9 protein-coding genes and 1 pseudogene are annotated in these 16,462 nt (G+C 71.7%); 7 read left to right on the plus strand and 3 right to left on the minus strand.

The features are described from left to right. Nucleotides 1-14: 14 nt before the first annotated feature. Nucleotides 15-3,584: an ATP-binding protein gene (locus tag FHR66_RS17060; RefSeq protein WP_167087975.1), complete on the minus strand. Its 3,570-nt coding sequence runs from the start codon at nucleotides 3,582-3,584 to the stop codon at nucleotides 15-17. Between the two features lie 108 nt (nucleotides 3,585-3,692). Next, entirely contained in the window at nucleotides 3,693-7,259 is a 3,567-nt protein-coding gene (locus tag FHR66_RS17065; protein ID WP_160965502.1) for a hybrid sensor histidine kinase/response regulator, read from the minus strand. Between the two features lie 231 nt (nucleotides 7,260-7,490). Between FHR66_RS17065 and FHR66_RS17070 the strand changes: the two genes are divergently transcribed. The 3 genes from FHR66_RS17070 to FHR66_RS17080 are packed head-to-tail and all read left to right on the plus strand — an operon-like array spanning nucleotide 7,491 to nucleotide 9,299. Continuing rightward, on the plus strand, nucleotides 7,491-8,156 hold the full coding sequence (locus FHR66_RS17070) for a YceI family protein (protein WP_160965504.1): 666 nt from the start codon (nucleotides 7,491-7,493) through the stop codon (nucleotides 8,154-8,156). After that, the gene (locus FHR66_RS17075; protein WP_160965506.1) at nucleotides 8,153-8,719 is read left to right on the plus strand and encodes a cytochrome b; all 567 of its coding nucleotides are present in this window, start codon (nucleotides 8,153-8,155) and stop codon (nucleotides 8,717-8,719) included. Before FHR66_RS17070 ends, FHR66_RS17075 begins: the two co-directional genes overlap by 4 nt. Nucleotides 8,720-8,726: 7 nt before the next feature. Beyond that, nucleotides 8,727-9,299: a YceI family protein gene (locus tag FHR66_RS17080; protein ID WP_202394575.1), complete on the plus strand. Its 573-nt coding sequence runs from the start codon at nucleotides 8,727-8,729 to the stop codon at nucleotides 9,297-9,299. Nucleotides 9,300-9,375: 76 nt separating this feature from the next. Here the strand turns inward: FHR66_RS17080 and FHR66_RS17085 are convergent, their stop codons facing one another. Beyond that, the gene (locus FHR66_RS17085) at nucleotides 9,376-9,615 is read right to left on the minus strand and encodes a glutaredoxin family protein (protein ID WP_160965510.1); all 240 of its coding nucleotides are present in this window, start codon (nucleotides 9,613-9,615) and stop codon (nucleotides 9,376-9,378) included. Between the two features lie 86 nt (nucleotides 9,616-9,701). Between FHR66_RS17085 and FHR66_RS17090 the strand changes: the two genes are divergently transcribed. From FHR66_RS17090 to FHR66_RS21160, 4 genes and pseudogenes are all read left to right on the plus strand, one after another. Beyond that, complete coding sequence (locus tag FHR66_RS17090) at nucleotides 9,702-11,084, plus strand: L-serine ammonia-lyase (protein ID WP_048490425.1); 1,383 nt, start codon at nucleotides 9,702-9,704, stop codon at nucleotides 11,082-11,084. A gap of 114 nt (nucleotides 11,085-11,198) precedes the next feature. After that, complete coding sequence (locus FHR66_RS17095) at nucleotides 11,199-14,285, plus strand: ligand-binding sensor domain-containing diguanylate cyclase (protein WP_237475252.1); 3,087 nt, start codon at nucleotides 11,199-11,201, stop codon at nucleotides 14,283-14,285. 68 nt (nucleotides 14,286-14,353) lie between these two features. After that, complete coding sequence (locus FHR66_RS17100) at nucleotides 14,354-15,364, plus strand: alpha/beta fold hydrolase (RefSeq protein WP_160965512.1); 1,011 nt, start codon at nucleotides 14,354-14,356, stop codon at nucleotides 15,362-15,364. 444 nt (nucleotides 15,365-15,808) lie between these two features. Continuing rightward, nucleotides 15,809-16,270, plus strand: a pseudogene (locus tag FHR66_RS21160) (Ig-like domain-containing protein); the annotation flags it as partial. Nucleotides 16,271-16,462 lie beyond the last annotated feature (192 nt).

Genomic DNA, 16,462 nt, shown 5'->3' on the forward strand with positions numbered 1-16,462 from the left:
GCCCCGCGCACCGTCTATGTGGCTTCAGGGCTACCGTCGCTTTCCCCGGGTCCCGGGTCCCGGGTCCCCGGTCCCGACTTCCCCTCCACCGCCTCCACCGCCTCCGCCAGCATCTCGCCGGTCACCGGCTTGCGCAGGAAGCCGCTGAAGCCGGCGGCGCGGGCCTGCGGCTCGGCGTCGGCGTCGGCGCGGGCAGTGACCGCGATCAGCGGCATGCCGTAGCCGAAGGCGCGCAACTGCCGCGCCAGCGCCAGGCCGTCCAGACCGGGCAGGTCCAGGTCCAGCAAGGCGATGTCGAACGTGCTGGCCGCCGCTTCGGTCAGCGCGGCCAATGCGTGTACAGCGTGGGTGACCTGGTGGCCGCGCGCGCGCAGCAGGCCGCCGACCACCTCGGCCACGGTCGGGTCGTCCTCGACCAGCAGGATCCGCCGCGGCGTCGCGGCGCTGGCGAACGCGCGGGGGTCGCGCGGCGCCTGCGGCAGCGGCTCGGGCGTCCACGGCAACGGCAGCTCGACCAGGAAGCGGGTGCCGGCACCGAGGCGGCTGCGCAGTTCGATGCGCCCACCCATCGCCACCGCCAGTTCCTGGCTGATCGCCAGGCCCAGGCCGCTGCCGCCGTAGCGCGCGGCGGTGCGCGGCCCGTCGGCCTGCTCGAAGCGCTGGAACAGCCGCGCCTGCTGTTCGGCATTGATGCCCGGCCCGGTGTCGGCGACCTCGAAGCGCACGCCCTGCTGCGGCTGCAGCGGCGCCACCCGCAACTCCACGCTGCCGTGCTCGGTGAACTTGATGGCGTTGTTGAGCAGGTTCAGCAGGATCTGCCGCACCCGCGTGGCGTCGCCGCGCGCGGTGACCTGCGGCGGCATGGCGTTGTCCAGGGCGAAGGCAAGGCCGCGGCCACGCGCCATCGGCCCCATCATCGCCTCCAGTTCGGCGATCAGCCGGCCCAGGTCGAACGGCTGCTGCTCCAGTTCCAGGCGCCCGGCCTCGATCCGCGCCAGGTCCAGCGCATCGTTGACCAGGCGCAGCAGATGCGAGCCGGCGTCGCGGATCGATTCGGTGTAGCGGCGCTGCGTGGGATCCAGCGGCGTGGCCAGCAGCAGTTCGCTCATGCCCAGCACCCCGGTCATCGGCGTGCGTACCTCGTGGCCGAGCGTGGCCAGGAAGCGGGTCTTGGCCAGCGAGGCCTGCTCGGCCACCTCCTGCTTGTGCACCGCCAGTTGCCAGGCGGCGCGCCGGCGCAGGCGGCGCCGGTACAGGTAGGCGAGCAGCCACAGTGCCAGCACCGCCAGCACCGCCAGCCCGGCCACGCCCCACGGACTGCGCCACCACGGCGGCAGCACGCGAAAGCGCAGCGTGATCACCTTCGACCACACCTTGTCGGCGGTACGCGCCTGCATCTCCAGGGTGTAGTGGCCCGACGGCAAGCGCGAGAACAGGCGCTCGCCGCTGGCGCCGACATCGACCCAGTCCGGATCGTAACCGCTGAGGCGGAAGCGATAGGTGTTGGCGTCGGTGTCGGAGAACGACAGCAGGCGCGCGACCACGTGCAGATCGCGGTCGCCTTCCTGCAGCACGATGCGGTCGGCGTGCAGCAGGTCCAGCGCGCGCTCGCCGCGGCGCACGCCGATGCGCTCGATCACCAGCGGCGGCTGCCGCCGCGACGGCACCACCTGTGACGGCTCGAACAGCACCACCCCATCCGGGGTGCCGCCCAGGATCTGCCCGCTGCGCGCCTGCACCAGGGTGCGCGCGTAGAACTCCTGGTTGGGCAGGCCATCGTGCACACCGTAGGAGCGGATCGCCTTGCTCGCCGGATCGACCCGGATCAGCCCGCGCATGCTGCTCAGCCAGGCCACGCCGCTGGCATCGACGACCAGGCCGTTCGGCGCCAGCGCCGGGAACTCCTGTTCGGCATCGATGCGGTCGAGCAGGCTCAGCCGGCTGCCATCCCACAGATAACGCTCCAGGCAACCGACGCTGGCCAGCCAGACCACATTGCCGTCGCTGATCGCGAAGGCGCTCAGCGGACGCCGCGGCGCACCCGGCACCGGCTCGAAACGCACGCGCGCCGGGTTCCAGGCCAGCAGGCCGTGACGGCCCAGCACCCAGGGCTGGCCCTGCGGCCCGGGCTGGGCCTCGTCCACCACCAGTTCCGCGGGCAGGCCGTTGGTGCCCGGCGCCATGTCGCGCAGGACGTGGCCGTCGAGGTCACGCACCTGCACGCCGCCGATGTCGCTGAAGATCCAGACGTGGCGATCGTCGCTGAAGGTGATCCGCTGCACCTGCGACGCAATCGCCGCATCGGCACCGGCGTCGCTGCCCCAGCGCCGCACCTCGCCGCTGACCGGGTCGTAGCGCAACAGCGCGCCCCAGGCCGCCGCCCACACCCGCCCCTGCGGGTCCTCGGCGATCGCCCGCGACCAGTTGCGTCCGAACATCGCCTGCATGTGCCGATGCACGACGCCGGTGGCCGGGTCCAGCTTGTCCAGCACCCCGCGCGTGCCGGCCAGCCACACGCCGCCGTCGCGGGCGGCGGCGGTGGCCTGCACGTAGGGATTGCCCATCGACTCCGGGTCGTCCACCCGGTGGGACAGCACCGAGAACTGCTGCCAGTTGGCCGGCAGGTGCCACAGGCCGGCATTGGTGCTGGCGAACCACAAGCCGCCCTCGCGGTCCTCGAACGCCAGCGACCAGTTCGGCTTGACCAGTCCGTGCGCGGAGTTGCTGTACAGCGGCACGTTGCGGATCACCCCCGACTCGCTCTCGCGGCCCAGCCCGTCCATGGTGTCGAACCAGCGGGTGCCATGGCGGTCGTGGACCAGCATCCCCAGCACGCTCTCGCTGGGCATGTTGCGCCAGTACGGCTCCACCACGCTGGCATCGGCACGCAGCAGGCGCGCTCCGCCCTGGGTGGAGACCCACAGCGTATCGTCGTGTTCGGGGGTCAGCCCCTGCACTTCCGGGTGCGGCAGCGCGGCCGCGTCGACACGCTGGAAGTCGTGCCCGGTCCAGCGCGCCAGACCGTCGCGGGTACCGACCCACAGGGTCCCGTCCGACGTGGTCGCCAGGTGGATGACCGTGGCCGACGGCAGGCTGCGCTCGTCGCCGGGCACCGGCATGAAGCGGCGCAGGCGGCCGTCCGGCCGCAGTTGGTGCAGGCCGCCGGTGGCGGTGCCGAACCAGACGCTGCCGTCCGGCGTGGAGGCGATCGCCCACACCGTGGTGCCGCCGATCTGCGGATAGGTGCTGCTGTCGTAGTAGCGGAATTGCCGGCGGTCGGCCGAGAGCATGCCCAGGCCGGCACCGTCGGTGCCGAACCAGACCCGGTTCTGCGCATCGACGTGCACCGACCAGATCTTGTTGGCGTGCAGGCCGTCCTCGATGCGCCAGATGCGGTAGCCGCGTCCGTCGAAGCGCGCCAGCCCGTCGCTGCTGGCCAGCCACAGATAGCCGAGCTTGTCCTCGGCAAAGCCATTGATGCTGTTGGACGGCAGGCCGTCGGCCACGGTCAGCTGGCGCGGCTGCGGCGTCGGCGGCACCGCCGCGCCAGCGACCGCGGACCACGCCAGCAGCAGCCATCCCAAGATCCGTCTCGACCGCATCGCCTCTGTCTCCCCTGACGGGCGTCCGTCCCGCGCCACCACCCCATCGTCGGCGATAAGCGCCGGCGCTGGCAACCGATTCGCATCGCCTCAGAGCCGGGGCGGCGCGCCGTCCAGCACCGCGTCGATGGCGGCCTCCAGCATCTGCCCGGTGACCGGCTTGCGCACGAACCCGGCGAAGCCGGCGGCGCGCGCCGCGGACTCGGCCTCGCCGTCGGAGCGCGCGGTCACCGCCAGCAGCGGGAAGCCGTGGCCCAGCGCGCGCAACTGCCGCGCCAACGCCAGGCCGTCGAGCGCCGGCAGATCCAGGTCGAGCAGGCCGATGTCGAAGCTGCCCTGGCTGGCTTCGGTCAGCGCCTCCAGGCCGTGCGCGGCCCAGGCCACCTGATGGCCGCGGCCGCGCAGCAGTTCGACCATCACCTGGGCCACGGTCGGTTCGTCCTCGACCAGCAGGATGCGCAGCGCGGTGCGCGCCCGCGGAGCCACCGCCGGCACCGCCGCGGGCTCCTGCGCCGGGCGCCAGCACAGCGGCAGGCCCACGCGGAAGCGCGCGCCGTGCCCGAGCCGGCTCTCGACCTGGATGCGCCCGCCCATCGCCATCGCCAGCTCCTGGCTGATCGCCAGGCCCAGGCCGCTGCCGCCCTGGCGCACCGCGGTGCGCGGGCCGTCGCCCTGTTCGAAGCGCTGGAACAACCGCGCCTGCTGCTCGGCGCCGATGCCCGGGCCGGTGTCGGCCACCTCGATGCACAGCCCTTGGCCATCCTGCGCCGGCGCCACCTTCAGCGCCACCGAGCCGCTGCTGGTGAACTTGATCGCGTTGCCCAGCAGGTTCAGCAGGATCTGCCGCACGCGCAGCGCATCGCCTTCCACCGTGGTCGCGCCGGGCATGGCGTCGTGCAGATCGAAGCGCAGCCCGCGCGCCTGCGCCAGCGGCGCCATCAGGTTGACCACCTCGGCGATCAGCGCCTGCAGCGCGAACGGCTGCGACTCCAGGCGCAGGCGCCCGGCCTCGATCCGCGCCAGGTCCAGCGCGTCGTTGACCAGGTGCAGCAGGTGCGTACCGGCGCGGCGGATCGACTCGGTGTAGCCGCGCTGCTTGGGATCCAGCGGCGTGGCCAGCAGCAACTCGCTCATGCCCAGCACCCCGGTCAGCGGCGTGCGCACCTCGTGGCCGAGCGTGGCCAGGAAGCGGGTCTTGGCCAGCGAGGCCTGCTCGGCCAGTTCCTGTTTGTGCAGGGCCAGCTCCCAGGCGTGCTGGCGGCCCAGGCGCCGCCGGTAGGCGCGCAGCGACACCAGCAGCAGCAGGCCGGCCGCGGCGAGCAGCCCGACGATGCCCCAGACGCTGCGCCACCACGGCGGCTGCACCTGGAACGGCAGGCGCAGCGTCGGCGACCAGGCGCCGTTGCGGGTGCGCGCCTGGATCTCCAGCACCTGCGCACCGTCGGGCAGCTGCGGCAGGATGCGTTCGCCGCTGGCGCCGGTGCTGACCCAGTCGCGGTCGTAGCCCGGCAGGCGGAACCGGTAGACGATGTGTTCGGGATCGATGTAGGACAGCAGCCGCACCGCCACGCGCAGGTCGCGGTCGTCCGAGCGCAGGGTGAAGTCGCCGCGCGTGGGCAGGCTCAGCAGTTGCGGGCCGCGCCGCACCTGCACGCTCTCCATGCTCAGCGCCAGCGGCACCGGCACCGGATCCGGCTGCCGCGTGTCCAGCAGCGCCACGCTGCCGTCGGCGGCGGCCGCCACCAGCACGCCGTCGGCGGTCATCAGCAGGCCGCGCCGCACCAGTTCCTGGCTGCCGAGGCCGTCGCGGGTGCCGAACGCGCGCACCGCCGGGGTGTGCCGCGGATCGACCCGGAACAGGCCGCGGCGCATGCCCAGCCAGGCGCGACCCTGCGGATCGGCGACCAGCGCGCTGGACTCGGTGGCCGGCAGCCCTTCGGCCACCGCGTAACGCTGGCTGCGCTGCCAGTGCGTGCCGTCGTGCCGCCACAGTTCCAGCCCGGACAGCCGGTGCACCCACAGCGTGCGTGCGTCGGCGAAGGCGAACGACTGCACCTTCTCGCCAGCCAGTTCCGGCGGCGTGCGGAACCGCCCGGCCGCGTCGTCCCAGTGCTGGAGCTGTTCGTCGGCCACCCACGGCGTGCCGTCCGGGGACATCGCGAACGCGGCGATGTCGGTCCCGGCCAGGCCGTGCTGGCCACCGGGGAGGTTCTGCAGGACGTGGCCGTCGCCATCGCGCACTTGCACGCCGTAGCCCGGCGCGGCGATCCACAGCCGCTGGCGCGCGTCCAGTTGCAGCCAGGCGAGCGTGCCGTCCGGAATCGCATCGGCTTCGCCGGCGCTGCGGGTCCAGCGCTGCAGGCGGCCACCGTCGAGCGGACCGCGCAGCAGCATGGCGCTGCCGCCCATCCACAACGCCCCGCGCGGATCGTCCAGCACCGACAGCATGCGGCCATTGGGCGCGCCGTTGGCCCAGTGCGGCGCGCTCAGCGCACCGCTGGTGGTGTCGAGGCGGAACACGCTGGCGCCGGAACCGAGCAGCCACACGCCGCCGGCGCGCGCCGGCGCCAGGCCGACGTACTGGTCGGCGGGCAGGCCCTGCGCGGTGCCCAGCACCGCCAGGCGACGCCAGTCCGGACGCAGATAGCCGAGGCCGCGCGTCGGCAGCGGCACCCACAGGCCGCCTTCGCGGTCGCGCAGCACCGCCTCCACCACGCTGGCGCCGGACACCGCCGCGCCGCCGGTGTCCACCCGCCGCGCCGGCCCGTCGGCCGGCTTGTGCCACAGGCCCTCGCCGTTGCCGAGCCAGTAGCCGCCGGCGCCGTCCTCGGCGATCGTGCTGACCGCGCGGTGCAGGGCGTCGGCCCAGTCCGCGCGCAGCCAGCGCCCGGCGCGGTCGCGCCGGAACAGGCCGGTGTTGCCGCTGAACCACAGGCCGTCGCTGAGCGGGGTGATCGAGGTGATCACCTGCGCCTTGTCCGGCGTGCCGTCGTCGATGCGGTAGGCGCTGACGCGCTGGCCGTCGTAGCGCACCAGGCCCTTGAAGGTGCCCACCCACAGCACTCCGGCGTCGTCGAAGGCCAGGGTCAGCACCGCGCTGTCGAGCAATGCGTCCACCTTCGGATCGCCAGCGCGGATGCGCTGCACCCGGCCATCGCCGCCCAGCCGATACAGGCCGCCGCGGTAGGTGCCGAAGAACACCGCGTCGCCGCGGCTGGCGATGGCGAACACCTCGTCGCTGCGCATCGCCGGCTGCGTGGCCATGTTGAAGTGGCGGAAGCCGCGCCGGTCCGCGCCGAGCACGCTCAGCCCGCCGCCCTCGCAGGCCACCCAGATGCGGTCGCGCGCGTCGATGTGCATGTCCTGCACGTAGTTGCAGCGCAGCGAGGCGGGATTGGCCGGGTCGTGCCGCCAGACCCGGAACTCGCGCCCGTCGTAGCGGGCCAGGCCATCGCCGCTGGCGATCCACAGGTAGCCGTCGCGGTCCAGCTGCAGTGCGGAGATGTCGCTGGACGGCAGCCCCTGCTCGCTGGAGAACACCCGGAAGCGCGGCAGCTCCGGCACCCCGGCCCAGGCATCGGCGCACAGACCGGCCAGCGCCAGCAGGCAGGCCAGCCCCCAGCAGCGCCACCGGCGTGGGGGATGCGGGATGGACATGGACATCGGCTCCGGCAAAGGACGTCGGCGGATGAACACCGGCGCACTGCCGGGGCCGGACGCGCAGGGCGCCCGCTCCGTGTGCCGCTCGCCACGGCAGCGTTCTTATACCCCGCGGCGGCCTAAAAATCACACTTGTCGCAGCGTGCAACGAACCGTTACGCGGCGCAGGTACGCAGCCGGCCCGGACTGTGACTAGAATCCGGCGACCTCCCAGCGCGGCCCCGCTCCATGCTCAAACCCTCTCTCGTGGCCCTCCTGCTGGCCTTGCCGGGCGCCGCCCTCGCCGCGCCGGCGCAGTACGCGCTGGACCCGGTGCACACGCGGGTGCTGTTCGCGATCGAGCACGCCGGGTTCTCCAAGGCGCTGGGCACCGTGTCCGGCAGCACCGGCACCCTGGTGTTCGATCCGGACTACTGGCGCAGCGCGCGGCTGCAGGCGCGGGTGCCGTTGCAGCGGCTGGACCTGGGCGACGACAAGTGGAACCGCGCCGCGCTGGCGCACAACCTGCTCGACGGCGAGCACTACCCGGAGGCGCAGTTCGTCTCCACCCGCGTGGAGCCGATCGATGCGCAGCACGCCAAGGTGATCGGGCAGCTGACGCTGCACGGCGTCACCCGCGAGGTGACCCTGGACGTGACCCTGAACGCAGTGAAGCGCCATCCGTTGCCGCCATTCCGCCGCACCGCCGGCTTCTCCGCCACCACCACGCTGCAGCGCGCCGACTTCGGCATCAGTGCCTGGCCGTCGGTGATCGGCGGCACGGTGGAGCTGCGCATCGAGGCCGAAGCCACCCGCGAAGGCGGCGCCAAGGCCGAGCCGGATCCGGAGCCGAGCACCACGCCAACCGCGCCCACCGACACCCGCGCGCCGGCAGCGCAGGACGGCACGCCATGAGCGCACGCAACTCTGCCGAACGCTGGGGCAGCGTCAGCCAGACCCTGCACTGGCTGATCGCCGCGCTGATCCTGCTGCTTGGCGTGGTCGGCCTGACCATGGGCGAGTTGCCGAAGACGCCCAAGTATTTCTGGGTCTACACCGCGCACAAGTCGCTGGGCCTGACCGTGCTGGCGCTGGTGATCGTGCGGCTGGGCTGGCGCCTGTACGCCGGCGCGCCCAAGCCGGTGCCGGGCACGCCCGGCTGGCAGGAACGCATCGCCAGCGCCACCCACGTGCTGCTGTACGTGATGATCTTCGCCATCCCGCTGTCCGGCTGGCTGTACGACTCGGCCAGCGGCCTGCGCCCGTTCCGCTGGTTCGGCCTGGTCGCGGTGCCCAAGCTCAGCGCCCCGAACGAACACCTGCGCGACCTGTCGCACGCGGTGCACGAGTGGGGCTTCTGGCTGCTGATCGCGGTGGTCCTGGCACATGCCGGCGCCGCGTTCTACCACCACCTGTTCCAACGCGATGCCACCCTGGCGCGGATGCTGCCGCGCGGTTGGCTCACCCCCAAATCCTGAGGAGCTGTTGATGTCGACCCGTTTCGCGTCCCCCGCCGCCGTCACCGCCAGCCTGGTTGCCCTGCTCGCCGCCGCACCCGCGGTGCGGGCCGCCGACTATGTGCAGGCCCCCGGCTCCACCCTGGTGTTCGCCAGCAAGTACGACGGCGAAGTGTTCACCGGCCAGTTCCCCGGCTTCGACACAAAGCTCAGCTTCGACCCGGCCAACCTGGCCGGCGCCAAGCTCGACGTGACCATCCCGCTGGCCGGCGCCAAGAGCGGCAACACCGACCGCGACTCCACCCTGCAGGGCGCGGACTTCTTCGACGTCGCCAAGTTCGCCACCGCGCACTACCGCGCCGACAAGTTCCGCGCGCTGGGCAACAATCAGTTCGCCGCCGACGGCACCCTGGAGCTGCGCGGCGTGTCCAAGCCGGTCACCCTGACCTTCACCTGGACCCCGGGCGCGCAGCCGGTGCTGGCCGGCAAGGCCACGGTCAAGCGCCTGGACTTCGGCGTGGGCGGCGGCGACTGGGCCGACACCAAGACCATCCCCAACGAAACCGCGATCAGCACCAAGGTGGTGTTCAAGGCGAAATGATTCGCCACAGGCCGCGGCGCGCGGCCGCTGAGCGGCGGATTTCCTCGTCGGGTCCGCCGCTTTTTTTATGCGCGGCTCAGGCGCGTTCGGCCGAGGCCGCCAGCCAGGCGCGCACGCCGGCGGCATCGAATGGCCAATCCAGTTCGCGCCCGTCGGCGGCACGCAGCACCGGCACGCGCACGCCGTAGCGCGCCTCCAGCGCCGCGTCGTCGTCGATGAACACGCTGTGCGGCTCGGCCACGCGCGCCTGCGCCAGCACCTGCAGGGCCTGGTCGCACAGATGGCAGTCGTCGCGCTGGTACAGGGTCAGGGACATGCTCGCGTCCAATGCTGCGCTGCGGACCTGTGCCGCGCGCCGGAAGCATAGAATAGACGGTCTTTCGCCACCCCTTCGGCACGCGCATGGCTGTCAGTACCTTCGACCTGTTCAAGATCGGCATCGGGCCGAGTTCCTCGCACACCGTGGGACCGATGCGCGCCGCCGAGCGCTTCGTGCACCGCTGGCTGTTCGACCAGGGCCGCCTGCAGGACGTGGTGCGCGTGCGCGCCGAAGTGTTCGGCTCGCTGGCCCTGACCGGGCGCGGCCACGGCACCGACAAGGCGGTGCTGCTGGGCCTGGAAGGCCAGCGCCCGAACCTGATCGACCCGGACATCATCCCTGGCGCGCTGGAGCGCATCCGCGGCAGCAAGCGCATCAACCTGCTCGGCCAGCACGAGATCGCCTTCGACGAAAAGCGCGACCTGGCGATGAACAAGCGGCAGAAGCTGCCGTACCACACCAACGGCATGCGCTTCACCGCCTACGCCGCCAACGACGAAGTCATCGCCACGCGCGACTACTACTCGGTCGGCGGCGGTTTCGTGGTCAACCAGGACGATGCTGCCGACGACCGCATCGTGGCCGACGAGACGCCACTGCCCTACCCGTTCAAGAGCGGCGACGAACTGCTGGCGCAGGCCGCGCGCAGCGGCCTGAGCATCGCCGCGCTGATGTTCGAGAACGAGAAGTGCTGGCGCAGCGAGGACGAGATCCGCGCCGGTCTGCGCGAGATCTGGGGCGCGATGCAGGCCTGCGTGACGCGCGGTATCCGCGAGGAAGGCACCCTGCCCGGCGGCCTGCACGTGTCGCGGCGCGCGCCGGCGCTGTACCGCGAACTGTCGTCCAAGCCGGAAGCGGCGATGCGCGATCCGCTGACCACGCTGGACTGGGTCAACCTGTACGCGCTGGCGGTCAACGAAGAGAACGCCGCCGGCGGCCGCGTGGTCACCGCCCCCACCAACGGCGCGGCCGGGATCATCCCGGCGGTGCTGCACTACTTCGACCGGTTCTGCCCCGGCGCCGACGAACAGCGCGTGTTCGACTTCCTGCTCACCGCCGCGGCGATCGGCATCCTGTACAAGGAAAACGCCTCCATCTCCGGCGCCGAGGTCGGTTGCCAGGGCGAGGTCGGCGTGGCCTGCTCGATGGCCGCCGGCGGCCTGGTCGCCGCGCTCGGCGGCAAGCCGGGGCAGATCGAGAACGCGGCCGAGATCGGCATGGAGCACAACCTCGGCCTGACCTGCGACCCGATCGGCGGCCTGGTGCAGATTCCCTGCATCGAGCGCAACGCGATGGGCGCGGTCAAGGCGATCAACGCCAGCCGCATGGCGATGCGCGGCGACGGCAAGCACAAGGTCTCGCTGGACAAGGTGATCCGCACCATGCGCGACACCGGCCGCGACATGCAGGACAAGTACAAGGAAACCAGCCGCGGCGGGCTGGCGGTGAACGTCATCGAGTGCTGAACCATCCCAATGGACGCTGGCCCTCGCGATCGCCAGCGTCTCCGCCGCTACGCGGATAAAGATCCGCGCGGCGGTGCCGCTAACGCAAGAGACGTCAGCCGATCCGGCATTGGCATGCTCTTGCGGTTCCCATACGCCTCCTGGCGCCTGCTGGCGCTACAGCTGGCCATGCTCTCGACAGCGTGGAGCGCGTGTGTGCCGCAGGCGCGGGCACTGCAACCGGACAAGCAGTTCAATCACTACGAACGCGAAGGCTGGGGCCTGGACCAGGGCCTGCCGCAGCTGAGCGTGCAGGCGTTCGCGCAGGACCGTCAGGGCTATCTGTGGATCGGCACGATGGGCGGGCTCACCCGCTTCGACGGTGTGCGCATGACCTCGTTCAACGAGGGCGCGCCGGCGCACCTGCCCGGCAACCTGATCAAGGCGCTGCACGTGGATGCCGCCGGCACGCTGTGGATCGGCACCTACCGCGGCCTGTCCCGCTACCGCGACGGTCGCTTTACCACGCTGCTGCCGCAGGATCCGCAGGCGCCGCTGCTCAACATCGAGGCGATCGCCACCGACGCGCGCGGCACCGTGCTGGTCGCCGCGCAGGATGGCGTGTACGCCGTACAGGGCGATCGCCTGCAACTGCGTCACCGCATCGCCGGCGGCGCCCACACGCTGTTGCCGCGCGCCGACGCGCTGTGGGTGGGCACACGCGGCGCGGTACTGCGCTTCGTCGCCGGCCAGGACGCGCCGGTGTCGCTGCCGTTACCGCAAGAGGCCGGCGCCACGCCGGTGCAGCACCTGCTGGAGGCGCAAGGCACGATCTGGGCCGGCACCCGCGACGGCCTGCTGGTGCGCCGCGACGGACGCTGGCAATGGTTGCCCGATGCCGCCGACCTGAGCCGGCGCGCAGTGCAGGCCTTGTTCGAGGACAGCGACCACAACCTGTGGGTCGGGCTGCCCGGTGCGCTACTGCGCGTGCGCGATGGCGCCATCGTCGAACGCAACCCGGAGAGCAAGCCGAACATCGGCGTCAACGCCATCTTCGAGGACCGCGAACGCAACCTGTGGCTGGGCAGCAGCTGGAACGGCGCGACCCGGCTGTGGAACGGCTGGACCCGTCGCTACAGCACCCACGAAGGGCTGGACGACGCGCTGGTGTGGACCCTGGCGCGCGATCCGGATGGATCGCTGTGGGTCGGCACCGACAGCGGCCTGTCGCAGTTGCGCGATAGCCGCTACCAGCAGCGCCTGAGTCTGGCGGAGTTGCACAACGAGGCGCCCTACACCTTGCTGGCTGAACCCGGGCAGCTGTGGATCGGCACCCGCCATGGCGCCGCCCTTTACCGCGACGGCCGGCTCAGTCAGCCCGCCTGGCTGGCGCCGCTGCGCGACCTGCAGATCAGCGGCATCGCCCGCGACCGCGCGCAGCGGCTGTGGTTCGCCAGCGACGACGGCCTGTTCCGCGCCGACGGCGCGCGGCTGCGCCGCTACGGCACGGCCGAGGGGCTGCGCGATCCGCGCATCCGCCTGGTCCACGAGGCCCGCGACGGGCGCCTGCTGGTCGGCGCGCAGTCGGGCCTGTACGAACTGCGCGGCGAGCGCCTGATCGCGCTGGCCCCGCCGGGCTCGGCGCTGGCCAGCGCCGACATCACCGCCATCCACGAACTGCCCGGCGGGCAGTGGCTGGTCGGCACCCTCAACGAGCAGTTGTGGCTGTTCGACGGCAGGCACTGGTATGCATTCGGCGAGCAGGACGGGTTGCCGGTCAACGCCGCGTTCTTCATCGCCGACGACGGCCACGGCGCGATCTGGGTGGCCGGCCTGCGCGGGGTCTACCGCGTGCGCCTGGCCAACCTGCAGCGCCACGCGGCGTCGCCGCAGGCGCCGCTGAACGCCGAACTGATGCTGACCGAGCGCGCGCAACGCCATGGCGGCGTGCAAGGCATGTGCTGCAACGGCGCCGGCAACGGCAAGGGTTTCATCGAGCACGGCGCGCTGTGGCTGCCCAGCCGCGACGGCGTGGTCGCACTGGACACCGCCGGCATCGTCAAGAATCCGGTGGCACCGCAACCGGTGGTGGAGCGGGTCCGCGCGCTGGGTCAGTGGCTGACGCCGCAGGCGCTGCCGGCGCCGCTGCCGGAAGGCGCGCGCGACCTCGACTTCGAGTTCACCGCCGCCTCGTTCCAGGCGCCGCAGAACGTCGAGTTGCGCTACCGCCTGCTCGGCTACGACCGCGACTGGCGCACTCTCGACGACATCCGCCAACGCGCGGTCAGCTACACCAATCTGCCCGGCGGCGACTATGTGTTCGAGGTGACCGGCAGCAACAACGCCGGCGTCTGGGCGGCAGCGCCGGCACGGCTGCCACTGCGGATCGCACTGCGCTTCCAGGAGACGCTGCTCTACCGGCTGTTGCTGGCGCTGGGCGCGTTCGCCCTGTTGCTGAGCGCCTTGGCCCTGGCGCGGCTGCACAACCGGCGCCAGCGCGACGCCCTGGAACGCCAGGTGCATGAGCGCACCCAAGCGCTGCAGGCGGCCAACCAGCGCCTGCAGGAAGCCAGCTTCACCGACGAGCTGACCCAGTTGCGCAACCGCCGCTACCTGTCGCTGCACATCCCCAGCGACATCGCGCTGTACCGGCGCATGGCCGCCAACGACGAGGACATGCTGTCCTCGGGCATGCTGTTCGCGCTGATCGACATCGACCATTTCAAGTCGATCAACGACAGCGGCGGCCACCACACCGGCGATGCGGTGCTGCAGCAGATGGCGCAGTTGCTGGTGCGGCTGACCCGCGAAAGCGACTACGTGGTGCGCTGGGGCGGCGAGGAATTCCTGCTGGTGCTGCGCTCGGCGCCGCGCGAGAACCTCACCATGGCCGCCGAGCGGCTGTGCCGCTCGGTGGCCGCGCACCCGTTCGTGCTCGAGCACGGCCGCCAGGGCCGGGTCACCTGCTCGATCGGGCTGGCCGAGTTCCCGTTCGTGCACGATCCCGACAACCTGCTCGGCTGGGAGCAACTGCTGGTGCTGGCCGACCGCGCGCTGTACCAGGCCAAGGCCAAGGGCCGCAACGGCTGGGCGGCGTACCGGCCGGTGCTCGGCGCGCAAGCCGAGCAGGTGCTGGCGGCGTTGCAGGAGCCGCTGGCGCAGATGCAGCGCCACGCCTGCCTGACCCTGGTGCACAACGGCGGCAGCCTGCCGCCGGTGTGAGGCGTTGACGCCTCGCAAGCGCAGGCCGGGCTAAGGTCGTGGTCCATCACGCCTGCCATCCCGCTGCCATGCGCCACTGCCTGCTGCTCGCCGCCCTCGCCCTGTCGCCACTCGCATCCGCTACGGGCACCGATGCACCGCCGCGCTACGGCGCGCAACTGGAAGGTTTCACCTATCCCTATCCGGTGCATTGGTACCGCTTCGATTCGCAGCGCCAGCCGCTGCAGATGGCGTACATGGACGTGGCCCCGACCGGCACGCCGAACGGCCGCACCGTGGTGCTGCTGCACGGCAAGAATTTCTGCGCGGCGACCTGGGAATCGACGATCGCCGCCCTGGTCGCAAAGGGCTATCGGGTGCTGGCGCCGGACCAGATCGGCTTCTGCAAGTCGAGCAAGCCGCAGGCCTACCAGTTCACCTTCGCGCAATTGGCGGCCAATACCCATGCGTTGCTGCAACAGGCCGGCGTGACCCGTGCCGCGTTCGTCGGCCATTCGATGGGCGGCATGCTCGCCGCGCACTACGCGCTGCAATATCCGCAGGACGTGAGCCAGCTGCTGCTGGTGAACCCGATCGGGCTGGAGGACTGGAAGGCCGCCGGCGTGCCCTGGCGCAGTGTCGACGACTGGTACGCCAAGGAGCGCAAGACCGACGCGGCCTCGATCAAGCAGTACCAGCGGACCGTCTACTACGGCGGACAGTGGAAGCCCGAGTACGACCGCTGGGTGAGCATGCAGGCCGGCCTGTACGCCGGCCCCGGCGGCGACCGCGTGGCCTGGAACCAGGCACTGACCTCGGACATGGTGTTCAATCAGCCGGTGGTGCAGCGCTTCGCGCAACTGCGCGTGCCGACCACGCTGTTCATCGGCCAGCGCGACCGGACCGCGATCGGCAAGGACCTGGCGCCGCCGGCGCTGGCGGCGACCCTGGGCGACTATCCGGCGCTGGGCAAGCGCGCGGCCGCGGCGATTCCCGGCGCGCACCTGGTCGCCTTCGACGACCTCGGCCATTCGCCGCAGGTGGAAGCGCCGCAGCGGTTCAATGCGGCCTTGCTCGAGGCACTGGGCACGGCGCCCTGAACACACACCCGCCGTTAGCCCAACTACTGATCCCTGCGCGGCGACGCGAGCGCGCCTTGCCGCGCAATCGGAAGTCTCGTCGCGGCAGCTGGCGGCGACAGCAAGCAGCGAGCGCGCCGCACACATCCTGGCCGGCGACGCGCCTTGTCAGCTCTGCACGCCCTCGCTCGACGGGTTCGACACACCGACACTGCGCTGCAGCATCCGGCGCGACCATGAAAACGTTGTCATCGCAGCAATCCTGGATCTGTCTCGCATTCATCGCAATTGTCGGTTGACAACGTTGTCTCCTGACGCGAACCCTGCGCCTGCCCGGTCCGCGCACAAACGCCTAACGACGTCGGCGCCACGCGCCCCAAGCTCCGGGTGATCGGATTCAAGGAACCAGACAGCGGCCGACCGCCGCTCCTCAGTCGCGCGACACACCGCATCGGAGGCGTCACCATGAACACGAAATCCGCTGGATCGTGGTTGCTGTTCTGCTGTCTCGTCCTGGCCGGCCTCGTGCCCGGCCAGACCTGGGCCGCCGCGTGTAGCGGCGTCGCCGCCTGGAATCCGGCCACGATCTACGCCGCCGGCGATACCCTGACCTACGCCGGCCACCTGTACCGCGCCAACAGCCCGATCTGGAACACCGCGCCGACCTACTGCACCAGCTGCGGCTGGTACCAGGACCTGGGGAGCTGCGACGGCAATTCCACCAACCAGCCACCGAGCGTGGCGCTGACCGCACCCGCCGCCGGCACCCGCTTCGTGGTCGGCAACACCATCACCCTGCAGGCGTCGGCCAGCGATCCGGACGGCAGCGTCGCGCGCGTCGAATTCTTCCGCGGCGGCACCTCGCTGGGCAGCGTGAACGGTGCGCCCTACACGCTCGCCTGGAGCGGCGCGGCGGCAGGCAGCTACAGCCTGACCGCCGTGGCCACCGACAACGCCGGCGCCCGCACCACCTCGGCCGCGGTCGCAATCACCGTCGCGGCACCGTCGACCGACACCACCGCGCCGAGCGTGCCCACCGGCCTGGCCGCGGCCACGCGCGCCAGCAATGCCATCACCCTGACCTGGGCCGCCGCCTCCGACAATGCCGGCGGCAGCGGC

Source organism: Xanthomonas sp. F4, assembly GCF_011761895.1.

Bases quoted from the DNA above. Each gene is read 5' to 3' on its own strand.
- FHR66_RS17065 (WP_160965502.1), bottom strand. From the start codon at position 7,259: ATGTCCATCCCGCATCCCCCACGCCGGTGGCGCTGCTGGGGGCTGGCC.
- FHR66_RS17070 (WP_160965504.1), top strand. From the start codon at position 7,491: ATGCTCAAACCCTCTCTCGTGGCCCTCCTGCTGGCCTTGCCGGGCGCC.
- FHR66_RS17075 (WP_160965506.1), top strand. From the start codon at position 8,153: ATGAGCGCACGCAACTCTGCCGAACGCTGGGGCAGCGTCAGCCAGACC.
- FHR66_RS17085 (WP_160965510.1), bottom strand. From the start codon at position 9,615: ATGTCCCTGACCCTGTACCAGCGCGACGACTGCCATCTGTGCGACCAG.
- FHR66_RS17090 (WP_048490425.1), top strand. From the start codon at position 9,702: ATGGCTGTCAGTACCTTCGACCTGTTCAAGATCGGCATCGGGCCGAGT.
- FHR66_RS17095 (WP_237475252.1), top strand. From the start codon at position 11,199: ATGCTCTTGCGGTTCCCATACGCCTCCTGGCGCCTGCTGGCGCTACAG.
- FHR66_RS17100 (WP_160965512.1), top strand. From the start codon at position 14,354: ATGCGCCACTGCCTGCTGCTCGCCGCCCTCGCCCTGTCGCCACTCGCA.